21 protein-coding genes are annotated in these 21,279 nt (G+C 74.4%); 9 read left to right on the top strand and 12 right to left on the bottom strand.

Translation table 11 applies throughout. From position 1 onward, the window contains the following. Positions 1–17: 17 nt before the first annotated feature. From ACIGFK_RS00960 to ACIGFK_RS00940, 5 genes are all read right to left on the bottom strand, one after another. Positions 18–1,133, bottom strand: coding sequence for a DegT/DnrJ/EryC1/StrS family aminotransferase (locus tag ACIGFK_RS00960; RefSeq protein WP_386470603.1), 1,116 nt, complete (start codon positions 1,131–1,133; stop codon positions 18–20). Beyond that, positions 1,130–1,900, bottom strand: coding sequence for a NeuD/PglB/VioB family sugar acetyltransferase (locus tag ACIGFK_RS00955; protein ID WP_400050080.1), 771 nt, complete (start codon positions 1,898–1,900; stop codon positions 1,130–1,132). Before ACIGFK_RS00955 ends, ACIGFK_RS00960 begins: the two co-directional genes overlap by 4 nt. Continuing rightward, a complete protein-coding gene (locus ACIGFK_RS00950; RefSeq protein ID WP_376656643.1) occupies positions 1,897–3,039 on the bottom strand; it encodes a DegT/DnrJ/EryC1/StrS family aminotransferase in 1,143 nt (380 codons plus the stop codon). Before ACIGFK_RS00950 ends, ACIGFK_RS00955 begins: the two co-directional genes overlap by 4 nt. Next, the gene (locus ACIGFK_RS00945) at positions 3,036–4,037 is read right to left on the bottom strand and encodes an NAD-dependent epimerase/dehydratase family protein (RefSeq protein WP_376656642.1); all 1,002 of its coding nucleotides are present in this window, start codon (positions 4,035–4,037) and stop codon (positions 3,036–3,038) included. Before ACIGFK_RS00945 ends, ACIGFK_RS00950 begins: the two co-directional genes overlap by 4 nt. A 67-nt stretch (positions 4,038–4,104) precedes the next feature. Next, complete coding sequence (locus ACIGFK_RS00940; protein WP_386470608.1) at positions 4,105–5,205, bottom strand: Gfo/Idh/MocA family protein; 1,101 nt, start codon at positions 5,203–5,205, stop codon at positions 4,105–4,107. Positions 5,206–5,514: 309 nt separating this feature from the next. Here ACIGFK_RS00940 and ACIGFK_RS00935 point away from each other — a divergent pair, with 309 nt between their 5' ends. The 3 genes from ACIGFK_RS00935 to ACIGFK_RS00925 are packed head-to-tail and all read left to right on the top strand — an operon-like array spanning position 5,515 to position 8,769. Then, complete coding sequence (locus ACIGFK_RS00935; RefSeq protein ID WP_376656640.1) at positions 5,515–6,396, top strand: glycosyltransferase; 882 nt, start codon at positions 5,515–5,517, stop codon at positions 6,394–6,396. A gap of 2 nt (positions 6,397–6,398) precedes the next feature. Beyond that, on the top strand, positions 6,399–7,739 hold the full coding sequence (locus ACIGFK_RS00930; RefSeq protein ID WP_400050079.1) for an MFS transporter: 1,341 nt from the start codon (positions 6,399–6,401) through the stop codon (positions 7,737–7,739). A 10-nt stretch (positions 7,740–7,749) separates the two neighbouring features. Further along, positions 7,750–8,769, top strand: a complete 1,020-nt coding sequence (locus ACIGFK_RS00925) for a TolB-like translocation protein (protein WP_376656638.1) — start codon at positions 7,750–7,752, stop codon at positions 8,767–8,769. Between the two features lie 13 nt (positions 8,770–8,782). Here ACIGFK_RS00925 and ACIGFK_RS00920 read toward each other — a convergent pair whose 3' ends face one another. Together ACIGFK_RS00920 and ACIGFK_RS00915 are read right to left on the bottom strand one after the other, a co-directional pair. Next, complete coding sequence (locus ACIGFK_RS00920; RefSeq protein ID WP_400050078.1) at positions 8,783–9,019, bottom strand: hypothetical protein; 237 nt, start codon at positions 9,017–9,019, stop codon at positions 8,783–8,785. Between the two features lie 20 nt (positions 9,020–9,039). Continuing rightward, positions 9,040–9,696, bottom strand: a complete 657-nt coding sequence (locus ACIGFK_RS00915) for a DUF2278 family protein (RefSeq protein WP_376656636.1) — start codon at positions 9,694–9,696, stop codon at positions 9,040–9,042. A 274-nt stretch (positions 9,697–9,970) separates the two neighbouring features. Between ACIGFK_RS00915 and ACIGFK_RS00910 the strand changes: the two genes are divergently transcribed. Together ACIGFK_RS00910 and ACIGFK_RS00905 are read left to right on the top strand one after the other, a co-directional pair. After that, entirely contained in the window at positions 9,971–11,416 is a 1,446-nt protein-coding gene (locus ACIGFK_RS00910) for a hypothetical protein (RefSeq protein WP_386470620.1), read from the top strand. 23 nt (positions 11,417–11,439) lie between these two features. Continuing rightward, positions 11,440–12,993 carry a hypothetical protein gene (locus ACIGFK_RS00905; protein WP_400050077.1) on the top strand — a complete coding sequence of 518 codons (1,554 nt, stop codon included), beginning with the start codon at positions 11,440–11,442 and terminating at the stop codon, positions 12,991–12,993. Positions 12,994–13,022: 29 nt separating this feature from the next. On the opposite strand, the gene ACIGFK_RS00900 is transcribed toward ACIGFK_RS00905, so the two are convergent. Then, entirely contained in the window at positions 13,023–13,805 is a 783-nt protein-coding gene (locus ACIGFK_RS00900; protein ID WP_386470626.1) for a lysophospholipid acyltransferase family protein, read from the bottom strand. Positions 13,806–13,930: 125 nt separating this feature from the next. Here ACIGFK_RS00900 and ACIGFK_RS00895 point away from each other — a divergent pair, with 125 nt between their 5' ends. Beyond that, positions 13,931–14,182, top strand: coding sequence for an acyl carrier protein (locus tag ACIGFK_RS00895; protein ID WP_386470629.1), 252 nt, complete (start codon positions 13,931–13,933; stop codon positions 14,180–14,182). A 99-nt stretch (positions 14,183–14,281) separates the two neighbouring features. On the opposite strand, the gene ACIGFK_RS00890 is transcribed toward ACIGFK_RS00895, so the two are convergent. Further along, positions 14,282–14,584 (bottom strand): DUF1876 domain-containing protein, encoded by a 303-nt coding sequence (locus ACIGFK_RS00890; protein ID WP_376656631.1) that lies wholly within the window; start codon positions 14,582–14,584, stop codon positions 14,282–14,284. Further along, complete coding sequence (locus ACIGFK_RS00885; RefSeq protein ID WP_376656630.1) at positions 14,581–15,762, bottom strand: CapA family protein; 1,182 nt, start codon at positions 15,760–15,762, stop codon at positions 14,581–14,583. Before ACIGFK_RS00885 ends, ACIGFK_RS00890 begins: the two co-directional genes overlap by 4 nt. Positions 15,763–15,798: 36 nt before the next feature. On the opposite strand from ACIGFK_RS00885, the gene ACIGFK_RS00880 reads away from it, so the two are divergent. Continuing rightward, complete coding sequence (locus ACIGFK_RS00880) at positions 15,799–17,046, top strand: glycosyltransferase (protein ID WP_376656629.1); 1,248 nt, start codon at positions 15,799–15,801, stop codon at positions 17,044–17,046. On the opposite strand, the gene ACIGFK_RS00875 is transcribed toward ACIGFK_RS00880, so the two are convergent. Beyond that, entirely contained in the window at positions 17,014–18,048 is a 1,035-nt protein-coding gene (locus ACIGFK_RS00875; protein ID WP_376656628.1) for an amidohydrolase family protein, read from the bottom strand. The genes ACIGFK_RS00880 and ACIGFK_RS00875 overlap by 33 nt on opposite strands. 43 nt (positions 18,049–18,091) lie before the next feature. Next, on the bottom strand, positions 18,092–19,393 hold the full coding sequence (locus tag ACIGFK_RS00870) for a cytochrome P450 (RefSeq protein ID WP_386470634.1): 1,302 nt from the start codon (positions 19,391–19,393) through the stop codon (positions 18,092–18,094). Between the two features lie 292 nt (positions 19,394–19,685). On the opposite strand from ACIGFK_RS00870, the gene ACIGFK_RS00865 reads away from it, so the two are divergent. Next, positions 19,686–20,261, top strand: coding sequence for a hypothetical protein (locus ACIGFK_RS00865; protein WP_386470637.1), 576 nt, complete (start codon positions 19,686–19,688; stop codon positions 20,259–20,261). Positions 20,262–20,320: 59 nt separating this feature from the next. Beyond that, on the top strand, positions 20,321–21,181 hold the full coding sequence (locus ACIGFK_RS00860) for a 2'-5' RNA ligase family protein (RefSeq protein WP_376656625.1): 861 nt from the start codon (positions 20,321–20,323) through the stop codon (positions 21,179–21,181). The last annotated feature ends 98 nt before the right edge of the window (positions 21,182–21,279 follow it).

Below are 21,279 nucleotides of genomic sequence, written 5' to 3'. Positions count from 1 at the left end.
CTGTACCTCTTCTTGCGTCAGCGCAGGGCGTTGGCGAGCGCGTCGACGACCCGCTGCTGTTGGGCAGCGGTGATCTGTGGGAACAGCGGAAGGGAGAGCATCCCGTCCGCAGCCCGCTCGGCGTGGGGGAAGTCGCCGCGGCCGTGACCGAGGTGACGATAAGCGGGGGTCAGGTGGACCGGGGCGGGATAGTGCACGCCCGCCCCGATGCCCTCCGCGTTGAGCTTGCCGACCACGGCGTCCCGGTCCGCCCCGGAGACCCGTACGACGTACAGGTGCCACACGTGGACGTTGCCCGCCGCCGTGACCGGCAGGGTGATCCGGCCGGCCGCCGCGAGCTCGGCCAGCAGGGCGTCGTACCGTTCGGCGGCGGCCCGGCGGGCCGCGTTCCCGTCGGCCAGCCGGGCCAGCTTCGCCCGCAGGACCACGGCCTGCAGACCGTCGAGCCGGCTGTTGAACCCGGCCACGTCGTGCCGGTACTTGGCGACGCCGCCGTGGTTGGCCAGAGCCCGCACCCGGGCGGCCGTCTCCTCGTCGTCGGTGACCACGGCGCCCGCGTCCCCGTACGCGCCCAGGTTCTTGCCCGGGTAGAAGCTGGTCGCGGCGATCCCGCCGCTGCCGGGGGAGCGGCCCTCGCGGGTCGCGCCCTGGCTCTGCGCGGCGTCCTCGACGACACGGACGTGCGCGGGCAGCCGCGCGGCCAGCGCGGCGGTGTCGGCGCACTGCCCGTACAGGTGGACCGGGACCACCGCACGGGTGGCCTCCCCGACCGCGCGCAGCGCGGCCTCCGGGTCCATCAGCAGCGTGTCCGGGAGGCAGTCGACCAGCACCGGGCGGGCCCCGATCCGGGCGACGGCGCCCGCGGTGGCGATGAAGGTGTTGGCGGGCAGCACCACCTCGTCGCCCACGCCCACCCCGCTCGCGCGCAGGGCCAGCTCCAGGGCGTCGGTGCCGTTCGCGACGCCCACGCAGTGCCGCACCCCGGCGAACTCCGCGTACTCGCGCTCGAACGCGGCGACCTCCTCACCGCCGATGAAGGCGGTGCCGGCCAGCACCCGGTCGAACCCGGCGCGCACTTCGTCGGCGACCTCGGCGTGCGCCGCCTTCAGGTCGACGAGCGGTATCTGGTTCATGCGACGTGACTCCCCATCCGTGTCTCCGGCCACCGGCCGGTACCCTCCCCATCGGCCCGCAGTTCGTCGAGGGCCGGGCCGTCCGCGGCCCGCAGCCGGCGGGCCGGGCTGCCGGCCCACACCTCGCCGGGCGGCACGTCCGCCAGGACCGTGCTCCCCATACCGGTCAGCGACCAGGCGCCGACCGACGTGTACTCGCGGACCAGCGATCCCGCACCCACATAGGCGCCGCGCCCCAGCCGTACCCCGCCGCCGAGACGCACGCCGGAGGCGAGCGTGGCGAAGTCCCCGACCACGTCGTCGTGGGTGAGCACCGTCTGCGGCATCACCGCCACGTGCGATCCGACCCGGACGGACGCGGTCAGCACGGTGTGCGCCAGCAGCACCGTGCCCACCCCGAGCATCGAGTTGTCCGACACCACCGCCGTCGGGTGGACCACCGTCGCGTACCGGTTCGCCGGCAGCCCCAGGCGCCGCACCAGCCGGGCGCGGACCGCGTAGTCGCGCGGACTGCCCACGCAGACCACCACCCGGGCGCCACCCAGCCGGTGCACCTCCTCGCAGCCGCCCAGCACCGGCACCCCGCCCACCTCGCGGCCCTGCAGGGCAGGGTCGTCGTCGAGGTGCCCGGCGAGCCGCCAGCGCGGGGACCGGCCCCACGCGAGGTCCGCGGCGGCCACGTCCCGTACCGCCTGAGCGGTCTCCCGCGCGAACCCGCCGGCGCCGACGATCACCAGGTCCTCGGTGTCCGGCCACCCGCCGCTCATGCGCCGGCCCGTTCGCGGAGCACCGCCACCACCCGGTCCTGCTGGGCCTCGGTCATGGTGTGGAACAGCGGCAGGATCAGCGAGTCGCGGCTGATCCGCTCCGTCACCGGCAGCGGCGCGGCGCCGTGGCCCGCGTACGCAGGCTCCAGGTGCGAGGCCATGATCCCGCGCCGGGCCGAGATCCCGGCCTCGGAGAGCGCGGCGAGCAGCGCGTCGCGCCCGACCGGGAAGTCCGTGGCCGGCAGCACCCAGTACGACTGGAAGTTGCCCTCGCCGTACGCGGGGTCCCGGACCGGCGTGAGGCCGGGCACCCCGGCCAGCAGCTCCGTGTAGCGCGCCGCCAGCCCGCGGCGCCGGGCCACGATCTCGTCCAGCCTGCCGAGCTGCACCAGGCCGACCGCGGCCTGGATGTCGGTCATCCGGTAGTTGTAGCCGACTTCCAGATAGCTCTCGACGATCGGTTTGCCGCTCGCGTGCCGGTCCGCCGCCGACACGTTCATCCCGTGCTCGCGCAGCCGCCGCAGCCGCGCGGCCCACTCGGCGTCGTCCGTGGTGATCATGCCGCCCTCGCCGGTGGTGATCACCTTGCGCGGGTGGAAGGACCAGGCCGCGATCAGCGCCCCGTGGCCCACCGACTTGCCGCCGACGGTCGCGCCGATGCCGCAGGCCGCGTCCTCCACCAGTGCGAGGTCCCAGTCGGCGCAGGCCGCGCGCAGCGCGTGCACGTCGGCCGGCACCCCGCCCTGGTGCACCGCCAGTACGGCCCTGGTGCGGGGGGTGCGGACCGCGTCGACGGTCTGCGGGGTCAGGTTGCCGGTGGCCTCCTCGACGTCCGCGAACACCGGGGTCGCCCCCACGTAGCGCACCGCGTTGGCCGTGGCGATGAACGACAGCGAGGGGACGACCACCTCGTCGCCCGGGGCGAGCTCCAGCGCGATCAGCGCCAGGTGCAGGGCGGTGGTGCACGAGCTCACCGCGATGCCGTGCGCGGCGCCCACGCGCTCCGCGAAGGCCCGCTCGAACTCGGCGACCCGGGGCCCCTGGGCCACCCAGCCGGAGAGCACCGCGTCGGCCGCGGCCTTCGCCTCCTCCTCGCCCAGCCACGGCACCATGACGGGGATCCGCTCGGGCGCGCTCATCGGCCCGCCTCCGCCGCCCCGTTGGAGGAACCGGCGGTGCGCTCGGCCCGCCACCACTCCACCAGGTCCCGCAGCCCGGTGCGCAGGTCGATCTCCGGGGTGAAGCCGAGGCGCTCCCGGGCCCGCGAGGTGTCCGCGAGCCGCCGGGTCACCCCGTTCACGGCCCGGGCCGGCCCGTGCTCAGGGTCCAGGCCGTCCGCGTCCATCGCCTCCAGCAGGCCCTGGGCGAGCTGGAGCAGGCTGGTCTCGGTGGAGCTCGCGATGTTGAAGACCTCGTCGGTCAGGTCGGACTCGGCGGCCAGCAGGTTGGCGCGCGCGATGTCCCTGACGTCGACGAAGTCCATGGTCTGGGTGCCGTCGCCGAGGATCAGCGGCGGCTCGCCCGCCGCGATCCGCTCCATCCAGCGGATCAGCACCTCGGTGTACAGGCCGTGGATGTCCATCCGGGGCCCGTAGACGTTGAAGTAGCGCAGTGCGACGTAGTCCAGCCCGTACATCGAGTGGAAGCTGCGCAGCATCCCCTCGTTGAAGGCCTTCGCCGCGCCGTAGAAGGTGTCGTTGTTGTAAGGGTGGTGGCGCTCGGTGGTCGGGAAGGACTCCGCCAGCCCGTAGACCGAGGCCGAGGACGAGGCGATCACCTTGCCCACCCCGGCCGCGGCCGCCGCCTCCAGCACGTTGAACGTGCCGTCCACCATCACCTCGTTCGCCAGCCGCGGTTCCTCCGCGCACTGCGTGATCCGGATCGCGGCGAGGTGGAACACCAGGTCGGCACCGTCCGTCGCCTTGCGCACGGCGGCCACGTCGCGGATGTCGCCCTCGACGAGCTCCACCACACCGCTCGGCAGGGCGCGGGCCAGGTTGGCCGTGCGCCCCCGCACGAAGTTGTCGAGCACGACGACCTCGCGCGCCCCGTTGTCCACCAGGAGGTCCACCACGTGCGAACCGATGGTCCCCGCCCCGCCGGTGACCAGAATCCTCTTGCCTCGTACGCTGCTCAACGCCCTGCCCCCACTGAATCGTTCATCGTCTGTCGTGCGAACGGCCCGGCCGAAGCCCGGCCAACGGTCAGCGCCCGGTGCGCAGTCCGACCACCGCGCCGCGGAACTCCAGGCTCCGCGAGGCCGCTTCGAGGATGTCGAGCACCTTCAGCCCCGCCCGGCCGTCGGTCAGCGGGGGCCGCCCCGTCCCGATGGCCTCGGCGAACTCCTCGACCATGCTGCGCAGGGCCTCCTTCTCGCCGATCGCGGGCGCCACCATGTCGCCGGTGCGGTAGGAGACGAGCATGTCGCGGCGCTCGTCCACGCCGATCTCCTGCGGCGCCGTCAGGTCCACCCCGCGGTCGAACACCGCAACGCGCTGGGTGGGGTTGAGGTCGTCCCAGACCAGCGTGCGCTTGGACCCGCCGACCATCGTGGTGCGGACCTTCGTCGGGGAGAGCCAGTTGACGTGGACGTGGGCGATGGCGCCGGTGCTGAGCTGGAGGGTCAGATAGGCGACGCAGGACTGCCCGGCCCCGATCGGGTCGGCTCCGTGGGCGGCGACCGCGACGGGCTGGACGTGCTCCGGGAGGATGAAGTCGAGCACCGACAGGTCGTGCGGGGCCAGGTCCCACAGGACGTCGATGTCCTTCTGGACCAGCCCCAGGTTGATCCGGACCGAGTCGACGAACTGGATGTCGCCGAGTTCCCCGGAGCGGACCATGTCGCGGATCCGGGCCACCGCCGGCGTGTAGCAGTACGTGTGGTCGCACATCAGGGTCAGGCCGCGCTCCTCGGCCTCCCGCACGAGCTTCAGCCCGTCCTCGTAGGTGGCGGCGAGGGGCTTCTCCACGAGCACGTGCTTCCCGGCGCGCAGCGCGGCCAGCGCCACGTCCAGGTGCGTCCCGGCGGGGGTGGCCACGGCGACCGCGTCGACCTCCGGGTCGGCGAGGACCGCCGCGTAGTCCGCGGTGGCCTGGACGGTGGAGTACGCGCCGAGCACCTGCCGGGCCCGGTCCACGTTCAGGTCGCAGAGCCAGCGCAGCCGGAACCCCGGGCTGGACTGGAAGTTGCGGACGAGATTGGGGCCCCAGTAGCCCGCGCCGACCACGGCGACGCCTAACGGAGCCCCGGGCTCCCGGCCGGCGGCGACGGCGTCCCGCCCCGCGTTCTCCGCGGTGTCCTTCACAGCGTTCCCCTTCCCTCCGTGCACACCTGACGGCGTGACGACAACTCATGGCCGGGACGCGTGTGATGGAGGGACGCGCCATCGAGGGCAGCCCGGACGCCTGCGCGACCCGTGCATGACCTGCTCAACGGCGATGGCCCCCCACAACCGATGCTGCGTAAACCGCGTGCTTCCGCCCCCCGGACCGGCCGCTTGTTCCCCCAGGCGACCGAACCGCTACAGCGCGCTCAATCTAGACCACCTTGCCTATGCCTGGGGAGAGTTGGGGGAATCACCCGAGTCCGTTGATCGAACGTGCATACTGCCCGGGTGACCAGCATCGTGATACCGGCCCACAACGAGGGCATGGTCATCGGCCGACTCCTCGACGCACTCCTGGCCGATACCGCAGACAGGGACCCCGGAGACGGCGACATCGTGGTCGTCTGCAACGGCTGTACGGACGACACCGCGCGGGTCGCGGCCGCGCGCGGCCCCCGCGTACGGGTGGTCGACATCCCGACTCCCTCCAAACACACGGCACTCCGGGTCGGCGACGAGCACGCACGGGGCTTCCCCCGGCTCTACGTGGACGCCGACGTCATCCTCGGGGCCGCCGACGTACGGGCCCTGACCGCCGCCCTCGACGCGAACCCGCAGCTCCTCGCCGCCGCCCCCGGCCGGGACATCCCGCTGACCGGGTGCGCCTGGCCGGTCCGGGCGTACTACCGGGTGTGGCAGCGGCTGCCGGCCGTCCGCGAGGGCCTCTTCGGCCGGGGGGTCATCGCCGTGACCGAGGCGGGGCACGAGCGGATCGCCGCGCTGCCGCCGCTCATGGCGGACGACCTGGCCGCCTCGCTGGCCTTCGGGCCGGGTGAGCGGAGCGTGGTCGAGGCGGCGAGGGTCGTCGTCCGGCCGCCCCGCACCTGGTCCGACCTGATCAAGCGGAAGATCCGCGCCTCGACCTCCTCCGCCGAGCTGGAACGCGTACAGGCGGCCGGGCGCACCGGGGAGGAGCCGCCCGCGCCGTCCGCACGCACCGGCACGGGCGATCTGCGTTCCGTCGTGCGGGAGCGGCCGGGGCTGCTGCCCGGGGCCGTGGTGTTCGTCGTGGCGGCCCTCGCCGCCCGCCGGGGATCCCGCAAGGCCATCAGGGACGGGGACTTCTCCACCTGGCTGCGGGACGAGAGCAGCCGGCAGGGGAGCGCCTGACCATGTACCTCGCGGACCGCTCCGCCCCCGCCGGGGAGAAGACGGCGCCGGGCGCCGGCCCCGGACGGACCCCCGCGGTGGCCCCGGCCGTCCTCGCCCTGGGCGCGGTCAGCCTGATCACCGACATCTCCTCCGAGATGGTCACCGCGGTCCTGCCGCTCTACCTGATCGCGGGCCTCGGCCTGAGCCCCCTCGGCTTCGGCGCCCTCGACGGCGTCTGGAACGGGGTCAGCGCCCTCGTCCGGCTCACCGGCGGGCACCTCGCCGACCGGATCCGCAACCACAAGCTGATCGCCGGGCTCGGCTACGGCCTGTCCGCCCTGTGCAAGCCGCTGCTGCTGCTCGCCCACAGCGCGGGCCCGATCGGCCTGGTCCTCGCCCTGGAACGCACCGGCAAGGGCCTGCGCACGGCCCCGCGCGACGCGCTGATCTCCCTGTCCACCCCCGCCGAACAGCAGGGGCGCGCCTTCGGTGTGCACCGGGCCATGGACACCACCGGGGCGCTGCTCGGCCCCCTGGCCGCATTCTTCATCCTGAGCGCGGCGGTGGGCGGCTACGACGCCGTCTTCGGGGTCAGCGCCTGCGTGGCCGCGCTCGGCGTGGTCGTACTGATCCTCTTCGTACCGGGCCGTGCCGCGCGGGGCGCCGCCGCGGCAGCCGTCCCCGCGCAGGCCCCGCACGAGGGGGGCCCGACCGCACCCGCCGTCGGCCTGCGCGAGGCCCTGGCACTGCTGCGCGTGCCCCGGCTGCGCGCCCTCGTGCTCTGCGCCGCCCTGCTGGGCCTGACCACCGTCAGCGACGCCTTCGTCTACCTGCTCCTGCAGGACCGCACCGGCCTCGACGCACGCTGGTTCCCGCTGCTGCCGCTCGGCACCGCCACGGTGTTCCTCCTGCTGGCCGTACCCGCCGGGGCACTGGCCGACCGGATCGGGCGGCGCACGGTGTTCCTCGCCGGGCACGCCCTCCTCCTCGCCGGGTACGGACTGCTCCTCTGGGCGCCCGCCCTGCCCGCCCTGCCCCACCTCGTCCTCGCGCTGCACGGGCTCTTCTACGCGGCCACCGACGGCGTCCTGCCCGCCGCCGTCGCCACCACCGTCCCCGGGGAACTGCGGGGCACCGGCCTCGCCCTCGTCGGCACCGGCCAGGCCCTGGCCCGGGTCGCCTGCTCCCTGGCCTTCGGCGGGGCCTGGACCCTCTGGGGCCCCGGCCCGGCACTCGCCGCCGCGGCGGCCGGACTGCTGTGCTGCGCGACCGTCGCGGGCTTCGTACTGCGCGACCCGCGCGCCACCTCCCCCGCCCGTCCGCAGGCCGCACCCCCTGCCGAGCCGGCCCGACGCCCGTGAGGACCCCCTGATGACGCTGTCTCCTAAGCGCCGCCTGCTCGTCCTCGCGGTGGCGGTGCTGCTCCTCGGGGGCGCCGCCACCGCGATGGTGCTGCGCGCCGCCGACCGCGCCGAGCAGCCCCGGCAGGGCGGCCCCGGCATCGCCGCCGGCCCGGTCACGCTGGGCCGCCCGGGCACGCTGGTGCTGCTCAACACGGCCCCGGGCCCGCACCGCGGCACCCTCGCCTCCGTCCCCGCCGACGACCCCGGGGGCGAACGCACCGCCTCGGACCTCGGCTGCCAGCGGTTCTACGCCGCCGCCGGCACCGGCGTGTGCCTGCGCTCCACACCCGGCGCCCTCGCCCAGGACAACCAGGCCCTGATCGTCGGCTCCGACCTGAAGACCCGCCACAGCTTCCCCCTCGCGGGCACCCCGAGCCGGGCCCGTGTCTCCCCGAGCGGCCGGTTCGCCGCCTGGACGGTCTTCGTCGCGGGGGAGTCCTACGGCGCCGCGTTCTTCTCCACCCGCACCAGCATCGTCGACACCGGCACCTGGCAGCTCGAGCCGGACCTGGAGAAGTTCACGGTGCTCATGGACGGCAAGAAGTACACCGCGGGCGACGTGAACTTCTGGGGCGTGACCTTCTCCAAGGACGACGACACCTTCTACGCCACCCTCGCCACCGCCGGCCAGACCCACCTGGTCAGGGGATCGATCTCCGGGCGGACCGTCACCACCCTCGCGCAGAACGTCGAATGCCCGTCCCTGTCCCCGGACGAGACCCGCGTCGCCTACAAGAAGCGCGTGCAGCGCGGGGCTTCGCTGTGGCGCGAACACGTCCTCGACCTGAAGACCCTGCGTGAACAGCCGCTCGCGGAGAAGCGCAGCGTGGACGACCAGGCGGCCTGGCTCGACGACCGGACCCTCGCCTACGGCCTGCCCACCGAGGGCGCCACCGAGAGCACCGACCTGTGGACCGTCCCCGCCGACGGCAGCGGCAGCCCGCGCCTGCTGGCCCCGGGGGCGTCCTCCCCGGCCCGTCTGGGCTGAGGGCCCCGCAGGATCAGTGCGGAGTCCACGTGAACTTGCCGCCCGCGACCCACCGGACCTCGTCGGGGTTGTCCAGGTCGTGGATGGTGATGCCGAACTCCGAGGCGATCAGCAGCACGTCCGTCATGGACGTCGCCCTGCCGACGAACTCCCCGTCGACCTCCACGATGCGGAAGGGCGGGTTGGCGCGCTGGACCCCCAGGACGGTGACCCGCGCCGGGTGCATGTACGGTGCCGAACCTTCGGTCATGAGGAAACAGTGGCACAGCACTAGACGGGGTGCCCGTCGGAGTCGGTGTGGTCCTTCTGACTGGTGAACCGGTTCAGGAACACGTCCCAGCGCCCGTCGGGCCGCCGGGTCAGGGTCGCGCCGTCCTGCCAGATGCCGTTCTGGGGCCACCAGGCGCTCCCGTACGGGTCGCCCTGGTTCTGGTGGACGTTGTGCATGCCGAGACCGGCGTCGAAGGGCTCGCCGAAGACCAGGATCGGCCGTCCGACGACCAGGATCTGCTCGAGGGCCAGGGCCGCGTCCAGATTGGAGCCCGACTGCCAGGGCCGCGTCGGCCGCACCCACCGGTCGAGGAGGTCCCGCAGCGCCTGCGGCAGCCACGCGGGCCACGCCGGGCGGTCCCGCAGGGCGGGGTGGCGCAGGTAGTCGAGCGCGCCGGACGAGGACGAGCGGGCCAGTTCGTGGTAGCCCTGCGCCAGTGCCGTCACCGGGCCGAGCATCGGGGCGTCCACGGTGAAGGCCCGCCACTGCACCCCCGTCGCCGAGTCGTGGCTGTCCACGTCCACGGCGCACCTGTACCGCCCGTCCGGCGCGTCCACCCTGAGGTTCACGTGGAACCACGCGCCCTCGTCGTCCGGGGTGTCGCGGAAGTGCTGCGACAGCGTCCCGGCCAGTACGCCGTAGTGGTCGAATGGCATGCCTCCCAGTGAAGCACCGGCCGGTGCGGCGGGCCATCGGGACGCCGCCCGGAGGCCCGTGTCAACACGGGGACGGCGTGCTCACCCTCGCCCGCCCATCGGGTGCCGCCGGCGCCGCGGGCGGCCGACCGCCCCGGGGGTACGCGGCCCCCCGCACACCCCTGCGCGGGCGCGCGGGGGTGTGCGGCGCCGCCGCGGCGATCCCCGGGCCCCGTTCGGTGCCACCATGCGTGCGCGATCAAGAGACATCAGCGCACGGACGAGAGGCGGGGAAGTGACCCCTCAGGTGGTCGACGAAGCGACACGGCGCCGTCCCGAGCGGCCGAGGCCGAAGGCCGCAGAGAAGAACGGGACCGCGGTCCCGCCGGAACCCGGAGGGACGGACGCCGAGTTGCTGATCGCCGCCTCCGTGCTGCTCGCCGACGCGGCCCTCACGGCGCGGCAGGCGGGCGCGGAGCTGACGGGCGTCCTCGGCAGCTGGCGCTTCGGGCTCGAAGCCCTGCGCCGCCCCACCTGGGCGCTCGGCGCCGCACTCTCCTGCGCCAAGGCCCTGACCAGCCCGGCCGGCCTCGGATTCGGGGCGAACGGCGGCGTCGTCGGCGAACTGGTCCGGTTCGCGGGGAGCGTGACGTACCGCCGGCCCGCCAAGGTGGCCATGGCCGTGGACGCCTTCGCCCTCCGGATCAGGGCGGCCGCCGCCGAACACCCGAACCTGGCGGCCCCGGCGGCCCGGCGCCTGACCGACGCCATGGTGGCCGGGAACCGGATCGAGGCACTGCGCGCGCTGCACGGACTCGTCGAACGGCTGGGCATCACCCGCGCCCTGACCACCGTGAGCCCCGTCATGATGGAGCTCCTGGCCCTGCTGGGGCTGCTGGACGAGAACCCGGTCAACGACGGGTTCTCCTGGGTCACCCTCGCCGGCGGGGTCCCGGACACCGACCCCTTCATGGGGCTGCCGAGCTCGCTCATCAAGTACCTCAACCCCGGGCCGGGGCGGGCCGAGCGGACCGAGCCGGACTCCATCCTGGCGAAGGTCCTCGACACCTCCCGCAACGACGTCGTCAGCTACATCAACGACATCGGCGCCATGGGCAACCACGGACTGGCCCTGCTGCGCCGCGTCCGGTGCACGGACGGGGCCGTGCGCCACGTGCTCCTGCTGCCCGGGACCAGCTTCGCGCTGCTCAGCAACAGCACGCCCCAGGACGTGATCGGGGCGTTCGACGGGTGCCTGCGCACCGACACCACCTACACCCGAGCCGTGCGCAACCTCGTGGAGCGGGCGGGTGTCCCGGCCGGATCCGAGCTGATGATCGTCGGGCACAGCCTCGGCGGACTGACCGCGATGAACCTGGCCTCGGACCCGGAGTTCTCCGCGGCCTACCGCCTCACCCACGTGATCGCGGTGGGCTCGCCGATCGACAGCAAGCGGCCCGCCGACCACACCACCCGGGTGATCAGCCTGGTCAACAAGCACGACGTGATCCCGACGCTGGACGGCCGCGGACCGGCGTCCCCGAACGACATCCCCGCCGACTGGGTCGAGCTGTCCTGGCTGGACGAGTCGTACGACTACCCGTTGTCGCACGCCCCGCAGGCGTACTCCGACACCCTGCGCGGCCCGATGGCCCACCACCGGGACCGGGTCAACGCGCTGATCGGCGCCTACGACGGCGAGATCACCGCCAACCAGCCGTACATGCTGCGCGACAAGTGACCGCGAGGGAGAGGGAACGACCGATGACCGACGAAGACACCCGCGACACCCAGGACACCCGCGACGGCCACGACGGCCACGACGGGCATGACGGCCGCGACGGGCATGACGGCCACGACGGCGACACGCCTGCGCAGACGGTGGTCCGGGGCCCCGCGACCGCCTGGCCCCTGGAGAACGCCCTGTTCAGCGCCGCCGTGCTCGCCCAGCGGCTGCCCTGGGCCGACGCCCCCGCCCGCGCGCTGGGCCTGGACGTGCTCACCCGCGAGGGCATGACCCGCGCCCTGCTCGCGCACCTGAAGCGCACCCGGTCCGGGCGCCCCGTGCGGCTGCGCACGCCGTTCGGGTCCTTCCTCGTACCGCTCTGCGCGGACGACGCCGCGGCCCTGCTCGCGCACGCGGACCAGGCGGGCGCCCTGGGCGCCGCGACCGGGCTCGACGCCGGGGGACGCCGCCACGGGCTCTCCCCGCACGCCGCCCCCGACGCGTCCCGCGCCCGGGAGGCGGCCCTGCCCGCCGCCGAACTGCGGGCCCTGGTCCGCGACGACGTGGACGGGATCACGGGCGCCCGGCGCGGGGACGGCACCCTCGACTGGCAGGTCTGGCGGGCCGGGGCGCTGCGCCTGGCCCGGCGGGTGGTGGTGGGCGCCGCGGCCGCCGAGGACACCCTGCTGAGCGAGGTGCTCGCCGCGGCGACGGCTGCCGTCGACAGCCGGTCCGGCGAGGCCCGGAACGCGGCCCTGGCCCGGCGGCTCGCGCCGTACCTGACCGACCCGGACCCGGCGTCGCAGGCGGGCCGGCTGTGGCCCGGCGGCGCGGGCGGCGACCCGGGCACCGGCGTCCCCGTCGTCGCGCACGCGCTCGCCCTGGTGTCCGAGGCCGCCTCCGGCACCGCGCTCCAGGCCCTCGCCCTGCTGGCCGCGGGGGCCGCGGACTCCCCGGAGCGGGCCGTGTCGCAGGCGCTGCGCCGCTGGCCGCCCGTGGCCGCCGCCGTGCACCCGGTGCGGGCGCCGTTCGTCTGGCAGGACCTGGCGGTGGAGTCCGGTACGGAGATCCTGTGCGCCCCCGGACTCCTGCCGCACCCGCCCGGCGCTGACGGCCCGGCCGCCTGGCCGGGGGCGCTCTGCACGGCTCCCGCGGGCTGCGCGTGGGCGCCCTTCGCCGCACGCGTCGCGACGGAGACCGTACGCGCTGTCCTGGCGGAGGCCGGGCCGGTGCTGATCGCCCCCCGGTTCGGGGCGGACCGGCTGCCGGACACCCTCGAACCGAGCGGGCTCCTCGTCGCCCTGACCGAGCGTGCGGGCGGCTCCGGCGACGCCCGGGTGACGGTCGGGCTGCCGACGGCGCTGCCGGTCGCCGCCCCCGGCTACGCGCCCGCCTCGTACGCGGCTCTGGCGCAGGCCAGCGCGGAGCGGCTGGAACGGCACGCGGAGAGCCTCGCGGCCTGCGCCGGCCACGCCGGCTGGAACGACGACGGGGCCGGCGAGCACTTCCGCATGGTGCTCCTGGGGCACGCCGACCGGTGTGCGAAGGCCGCGGCCGACGTGCGGCGGGCCGCACAGCGGCTGGCGGGCTGAAGGGGCCCGGGCCGGGCCCCGGCCCGGCCCTACCAGAAGGGCGTCTCGCGGCGGCCGACCTCGTGGTCGAGCATGCCCTGCACGGCGGCCTGGGCCTCGGCGCACAGCGTGCGGGCCGCGGCGGAGCGCTCGGCGAGGGATGCGGGCCGCGCGGGCGGCTCGATCGGTTCGCCGATGCTGATCAGCCACTTCGCGGGCAGCGGGAACGCCGGGGTGAGGGGGAAGTAGGGCAGGTCGAAGAGGCGTGCCAGGGCCGGGATCTCCCCGAGCTTGGGGTACGCCTCCTCGGCGCCGACGATCGCCACCGGTACGACGGGGGCGCCCGCACGGACCGCGGTGACTGCGAATCCGGGACTGAACGGGCGGAGCCGGTAGCGCTCGTTCACCGGCTTTTCGAGACCGGCGATCCCCTCGGGAAACACCCCCACGAGTTCTCCGGCGTTCAGGTGTTCCAGTCCGAGGGTCGGGTCGATCGGGAATGCGCCCTTCTTGCGCGCGTACGAACCGAGCACCGGGACGCGGAAAGTCAGCGGTGCCGCCGGAACGTGCAGGGGGCGGCGCACGCTCCGGGTGAGGACCTTCATCAGCACGAAGGCGTCCAGTCCCCAGGCGCCGGAATGGTTCGCCACGAGCACCGCCGCGCCTTGGTCCGGCACGTTCTCCAGCCCCAGGACGTCCAGCCGGAAGTACTCGTCGACGAGCCAGTCCAGGGTCCGGTCCCAGGCGATCTCGCCGGCCTCCCCGAACAGCCGCCGGAACAGCCGGAATTCGACGGCGGCGGCCTCGAGGAATTCGGTCAGGCTTTCGGACATCGAGGACTCCCGCTCCCGTGTGTCAGATCGTCAATAACCGGCCCCGCCAAGCGTTTTGCGGGAATTGGCCGACGTGGTAGTTATTCCACCACGAGATCCGCCCCTTCCGTTCCATGAGAGGTGCCGTGACCATTTCCGCGCAGGAGTCCGTCATCGACGTGATCACCGAACTGCTCACCGAGACGCTCGAAGTACCGGCCGGGGAGGTACGGGCGGACACGCCGATGCGCCTCCTGGTGGAGGACTCGCTCCTCGTGGTCGAGCTGGCCATCGCCGTGGAGGACCGGCTGGGCGTGAAGATCGACGAGGCCGAGTTCGACGGCGCCACCCTCGCGGAGTTCGCCGAGGCCGTGGCGGCCCGCCGGGCGGCCCGCTGAGGCCCGACCCCGCGACGGTCGAACGCCTGTCGCGCGGGTGAGCCCGCGGCCCCGCCCGCACCCCGCCGGCCGGCCGGGCCCGCCCCGGCCGCACGGCCCCTACTTGGCCGGGCCCGTGTCCTCCGGCCAGCCGTAGCCGGTGCGCGGCGGCTCGGGGACGCCGCCCACCGCGGCCAGGTCCCGGTCGGCGGCGCGCATCAGCTGACCGGCCAGGTCGCGCATGGCCCGGCTCGCGGCCAGTTCGTCACCGATCGCGGGGACCTCCACGTCCTGGGGATTGCAGCGTGCCTTGCCGCGCCCGACGATCGTGGTCTTCCCGTTGTCGAGCACGGCCCGGGCCTTGGTCGTGCCGTCCTCCTCGGTCAGGTAGACGCCCACCTGCCATTCCTCGGCGTGTGTCATGACGTGCCTCCTCGCGCTCCGGTCCCACTGGTTCCAGAATCCCTCCGCAGGGGCCCGTCCGGCCATCCGCGGGAATCGGCGGTGAGGGTGCCGTCGGCATCGAGGGCGAGGGGCCCGGCGAAGGGGCTGCTGATCCGGACGAGGAGGTCCCGGAGCCACCGGCAGTCCTCCGCCGGGGCCTCCCACAGCCGCATCCGCCGGGCCCGGAAGGGGGCGATGCGCAGCGCGCGGAGGGCCCCGCCGGCCGGATCGAGCGAGACGAAGTAGAGGAGCCGGAGGTCGTCCCGGTACTTCTCGTAGCCGGTGATGCCCTCGTAGTCGTTGATCAGGTCGCCGCAGCCGTAGGCGATCAGCCTGCCCCGGTACACCTCCAGCGGCCGGGGATGGTGCGAGGAATGCCCGTGGACCACGTCCGCGCCGCCGTCGACGAGCGCGTGCGCGAAGCGCCTCTGCTCGCGGGGGACGGCGTAGCCCCAGTTGGACCCCCAGTGGATCGAGGCGACGACGAGGTCCCCGGGCCGTTTCACCCGCCGGATCCCGGCGGCCACCGAGGCCGCCGCCGTGTCCGAGGCCGCGGCCACGTAGTCGACCCCGCTCCGGTCCGCCGTCGCGGCCCAGCCCGGCGGGATCCCGCTGGACGGCATGCCGAAGGACCGGACCAGCACCCGCCCGCCGTCCCGGAGGGGGACGGCCGCCGTGCGGCGGGCCCCGTGCGCGTCGGCTCCCGCCCCCGCCACCGTGAACCCGGCGTCCGCCAGTGCGCCGAGGGTCTCCGCGAGTCCGCGGCGGCCGAAGTCGAGGACGTGGTTGTTCGCCAGGACGCACACGTCGGGGCGGGCGGCGGCCAGGCAGGGCAGGTTGGCGGGGTGCATGCGGTAGTGGACCGCCTTGCCCGGCGCGAAGTCGTCGCTCAGCGTGACGCTGGTCTCCAGATTGAGCACCACCGCGTCGGGCGCTGCCCGCTCGAGGGTCTGCAGCGCGTCCCCCCAGGGCCAGGAGAAGCCGGCCGGCCGGGGGACCGGGCCGTTCGCCGCCTCCGCCAGCTCGACGTAGGAGCGGGCGTCGTGGATGTAGGCCTCTGCCAGCGCCGGATCTCCCGGGTGCGGGAGTATCTGGTCGACACCCCGCCCGAGCATGACGTCGCCCGCGAGGCACAGTGTGATCAAATCACCCTGCATGGTTCCAGGTTACCGACCTGAACGGGGGAGTTGAGTATGCGTGCAGTGCTGTCGGCATACGATTCGCGCGGGGGCGTCGAGCCACTGGTGGGGCTCGCGGTGCGGCTGCGGGAACGCGGCGCGGAGGTGCTCGTGTGCGCACCGCCGGACGAGGAGTTCGAGGCGCGGCTGGCCGGGGTCGGCGTGGAGATGGTGCCGACCGGCGCCTCGGTGCGCGATCTGGTCACGGGGAAGACGCCGCCGACGCCCGGCGGCGTGCCGCGGCGGGCGGCCGAGCTGGTCGCCGCGTTCCACGGGAACGTCACCGCACTGGCCGAGGGCTGCGACGTGTTCGTGGCGACCGGTCTGCTGCCGGCCGCGGCCGGAGTGCAGTCGGCCGCCGAGAAGCTGGGCATCCCCTACGTGTACGCGAGTTACCAGCCGGTGAGCCTGCCGTCGCCGCACCACCCGCCCATCCCGCGGCCGGGCCGGCCGCTGCCCGCGGACGTCACCGACCACCGCGAGCTGTGGGACCGGGACGCCCGGGACGCGCAGGAGGTCTTCGGCGAGGCGGTCAACGCCCACCGCGCGTCGGTCGGCCTGCCGCCGCTGGACGACCTGCGGGACCACGTCTTCACCGCCCGCCCCTGGCTGGCCGCGGACCCGGTCCTGGCCCCGTGGCAGCAGCCGGCCGACCTCGACGTGCTGCAGACCGGCGCCTGGGTGCTGCCCGACGAACGCCCGCTGCCGGCGGAACTGGTGGAGTTCCTGGACGCCGGCCCGGCCCCGGTGTACGTCGGCTTCGGCAGCATTCCCATGCGCGATCCGGGAGACGTCGCCAAGGCGGCCGTCGAGGCGATCCGCGCGCAGGGCCGCCGCGCGGTCCTCTCCCGCGGCTGGGCCGACCTGGCCCGGGTCGACGACCAGGACGACTGCTTCGTCGTCGGCGAGGTCAACCACCAGGCACTGTTCCGCCGGACGGCCGCCGTCGTGCACCACGGCGGCGCGGGCACGACGACGACGGCCACCTGGGCCGGGGCCCCGCAGGTGCTGGTGCCCCAGGGCGGCGACCAGCCCTACTTCGCGGCCCGGGTAGCCGAGTTGGGCATCGGTGCGGAACACGACGGCCCGACACCCGCCTTCGGCTCCCTGTCGGCCGCGCTGGCCACGGCCCTGAGCCCCGAGACGGCCGCCCGGGCGGCCGCCGTGGCCGGCCGGTTCAGTGCCGACGGGGCGGCGGTGGCGGCGGAGCTGCTGTTCGAGGCGTACGGCTCAGACCGTCGCCAGCTGGGGGATCAGGCTTAGCGCGTTGTCGTGGTAGATCCCCGCCAGCTGCTCCGGGGTGAACGCGGGGTCCGCGTCCAGGGCGGGGAGCGCGAAGTCCACGACGGTGTCGCCGGGGGCGGCCGGCCAGTCCGTGCCGAACAGCACGTGCTCGGCGGGCACATGGGCGAGCAGGGTCGCCGCCGGCGCCATCGGTCCCGCCGTGTCGTAGTAGAAGCGGCGCAGGTGGTCGCGGACGGCGCCGGGGTCCAGGGGCGGGTCGCAGAACCGCCCCAGGGCCTGGACCCGGTTCGCGATGTACGGCAGGAACCCGCCGGCGTGCGGAAGGATCACCGAGATATTCGGGAAGCGGTCCAGCGTCCGCTTGCCGATCATGTTCAGGGCGGCGCGGGTGGTGTCCAGCAGGAAGTCGCACATGAAGTTCGGAATGCCGGGGACGGCCGCCGCGCCGGGCGGGCTCCCCGGCAGGTTGTGCGGATGGGTGTCCACCACGGCGCCGCAGTCGTCCAGCTCGTGGAAGATCCGGTCGTAGGAGGGATCGCCGAGGTACACGCCCCCGTGGTTGGCCGTCACGTTGACCCCGACCGCCCCGAACTGGCCCAGTCCGCGGCGCACGGCCCAGGACGAGGCCTCGGGGTCCTCCAGGAAGAGGGGGACGTAGAACGAGAACCGCCCGGGATGCGAGTTCGCCACCTCCAGCATCGACAGGAGCGTGATGTTGACCGCCTCGCGCAGCTGCGCGGACGAGTGGTACCTCGCCGGCAGCATGGGCTTGAGCACGGCCGTCGCGATCCCCGTGCGGTCCATGAAGCGGATGGAGTCCTCGGCGTCGAACCGGGCCCACGGCGGCAGCTGCTGCGGTGAGACCAGCCCGTGGCGCTCGGCCCACTCGCGCCACTCCGGCGCGCAGAAGTGGTGGTGCATGTCGATCTTCGCCTGAACCGCGTGTCCGGCCCCGGCTGCGGCCTCGGCCGCCGGCCGTCCCGGCAGGTGCAGTTCAGAGGTACTCGCAGAATCAGGCATACCGGTCCGCCGTCCGTCCGTGGGGTCTTGATGAGCTTCCTGGTCAGGTTCCCGCCGTGGGCACCGAAGCGAATTCCCGGACGATCCGGGACGGGCCCAGGACGAGCCGCAGGTGCTGGAGCCCCCGGAACGCCGCCATCGGACCCTTGAGCCACGCGCCCTTGCTCTCCTCCGCGTCGCACAGCGCCATCGCGGGGAAACGCCGCAGGAGGGCGGAGAGCGCGACCTCGAGTTCGAGCCGGGCCAGCGGCGCGCCCAGGCAGTAGTGCGTGCCGTGGCCGAAGCCGAGGTGCGCACTCTGGAGCCCCTCGCGCGTCACGTCCATGACGTCGGGGCGGTCGAACTTCTCCGGGTCCCGGTTCGCGGAGGTGATCGCGATCTGCACGAGGGACCCCTTGGGGATCCGCGTTCCCCGGATCTCGGCGTCCTCGGCCGCGTACCGGAAGGTCGACGTCTCCACCGACCCCTCGAACCGGACGCTCTCCTCCACCGCCTGCGGGACCAGCAGCGGGTCCGCCCGCAGCCGCTCCAGCTGATCGGGGCGCAGCAGCAGGTTGAGGACCGTGTTGCCGATCTGGAACGCGGTGGTCTTGTGCCCGGCGAAGAAGATGACCCACAGCGAGGACAGCAGCTCCGTGTCGTCCAGCCCCTCCTCCGCCCGGATCAGGTCGCTCAGGAAGCAGTCCGAGGGGTGCTCGCGCGTGTACGAGATCAGCCGTGAGAAGCGGCAGCGCAGCCACTCCTCGGCCGCCCCCAGCTCCGCCTTCAGCCGGGGATCGAACCGGGAGCGCGCCACGATCGAGAACTGCTCCGTGATCTCCGCGCGCTCACCGTCGGGGATTCCGATCAGCTCGCACAGGACCGCGATCGGCAGCGGGAAGGCGAACTGCGACATCAGGTCGACCGGCTCGCTCCCGTCGCACTCGTCGAGGAGCCGCTCGGCGATCTCGGTGATCCTCGGCCGCATCTCCTCCACCCGGCGCGGTGTGAACGCGGTCCGCAGACTGCGCCGCAGCCGGGTGTGCCGGGGCGGGTCCGCGAACAGCACGTTGTCGTCCAGGGCGTCGAAGACGCTGCCGTAGACCGCGTGGTAGGTGTCGAGGGCCCCGTGCATGTCCTTGCTGAAGCGCGGGTCCGACAGGGCGTCCCGGGCGTCGTCGTAGCGGGTGACGAGGTACGTGTCGATCCCGTGCGGAGGCGTCAGCCTGCACACGGGCGCCTGCTCGCGCAGGGCGGCGTAGGCGGGATGCGGACACGTCCGGTACCCCGGAGCCCCGCCGGCCACGGCCGCCACGATCTCGTCGAGGTTCTCGCCACCCGCCGGTGCCGTCTTCTCCTGCGCCATGCTCCGCACCTTCCGTCACACTCGCGTTTCGGCGACACACCGGTTCCCTGCGCGGCCGGACCGCGAAACGTCGGCAGTCCCGTTCGGGTGGTCTTGTCCCCGGCCGGTTCGGGCCCCCCGCGCGCCGTGGCCCGCAAGGGTGCGCGCCCGGCCGTCGGCCGATCGGCGGTCAGCCGTCCGGTCCGGCGGTGTGGCACGCCCGGGCTGCCGGGGACATGCACCCCGTCCGTCCAGCCCCTCCGTCCAGCCCGTCCGTCCCGTTCGTTCGGCCGGCGTCCCAAGGAGTCCGCGCATGCTCCGAAGCCTCGCCCTCGTGCTCACGACGACCGCCTCGCTCGCCCTGCCAGCCCTCGCCGCTCCCGCCACCGTCGCCGCCGACTCCGGCACGGACGCCGGCCGGGCCGCCGCGGCCCGCGCCGCCGTCTACGCGGCGACCGCCCGCTACCAGCAGCACTCCAACGCCGTGAAAGCGGGCTACGTACCGGACAAGTACTGCGTCGCGAACCGCAGCGGCGCGGGCGCGCTCGGTTACCCGCACTTCAACCACGCCTACGACAACTCCGTCGACCCGGCCAAGCCCGCCGCGCTGTTCTACGAGGACGACGGCCACGGCGGCAAGCGCCTCACCGGGGTCCAGTGGGTGGTCTTCGACCGGGACGGGAACCCGGCCACGGACGACGACCGCCCCACGATGTTCGGCATGCCCTTCAAGGGCCCGAACCGCGGCAACTTCCCCGGCCAGCCGGTCCACTACGCCCTGCACCTGTGGCTCTGGAAGAAGAACCCCCAGGGGGCGTACGAGACCTTCAACACGGCCGTGACCTGCCTTCCGGGGACCACGCGTCCCGTGCCCGCGCCGCCGGCGTAGTGCGGCCCGCGCCGGGAGCGGCGGACGTCTTCGGGGCGGGGCCCACACCGAGGACCGCCGTGGCCTGGCTCCCCCCGGCGGAACTGTGGCCCGCGATCCAGAGCATCCGCGAGGAGCACGATCCGCAGATCCGCCGGTGGCCCCCGCACGTGAACCTGCTCTTCGGCTTCGTCCCCGAGTCCGACTTCGAGGCGGCCGCCGCGCCGCTGGGGGCCGCGGCGGCCGAGTGCGCGCCGTTCGGCGCCAGGCTCGGAGGGGTGCGCAGCTTCCGGCACCGCGCCCAGGCGACCGTCTGGCTCGACCCCGCCGCGGCCGGCCCGGCCCCCTGGACCGGGCTCGAACGCGCGCTGGTGGAGCACTTCCCGCTCTGCCGGGGCCGCGCTCCCCGCTTCACGCCGCACCTTTCCCTCGGACGGACCCGGGACCCGCGCCGGCTCGCCGCGGAGTGCGCCGCACGGCTGGGCAGCACGCCCGTGCACGTCGACGAGCTCGTGGTGCTCTCACGCCGCGGCCCCGAGCCGATGCGTCCCCGCGCCACCGTCGCCCTCGGGACGGGCGAAGTCCGCTGGGAGCCCGACCCCGGTGCCCCGGGCGGTCCCCCCTCGCACCGGCACCACGCCGCGTGGGCCGTACTGACCGTGCGCGCGGGGCCGGGCGGGGAACCCGGCGGGCGGCTGGACCTCGTACGCGAACGGCTTCCCGAGCTGCTCGCCGCCCTGGCGCGGGCCGGAGCGGCCGACGCCGACGCATGGCCCCGGCCGTTCGAGACCCTCCCGGACGGGGCACGGCTGGCCGTCGGCCTGGGCCGGACCCCGCCCGACGGCACCCGGCTCGCCGAGGCAACCGCCGACTGGCAGGGCCGGCTGCCGGGCGTGGAGATCGGCTGGGCCGAGGGCGGCGCCGTCCCCACGCTCGGCTGACCTCAGTGGCCGGGGCCGGGGCCGGGGCCGTGTGCCGGCGGGGTCGAATGCACGAAGGACCCGCGATGAGCGCATTCGGACTGTTCGGCCGCAAGGCC

The sequence above is a fragment of the Streptomyces sp. NPDC085524 genome (assembly GCF_044541755.1).
GTDB lineage: Bacteria > Actinomycetota > Actinomycetes > Streptomycetales > Streptomycetaceae > Streptomyces.
The sequence above is the reverse complement of the archived record's forward strand: the minus strand, read 5'-3'. Positions and strand labels throughout refer to the sequence as shown.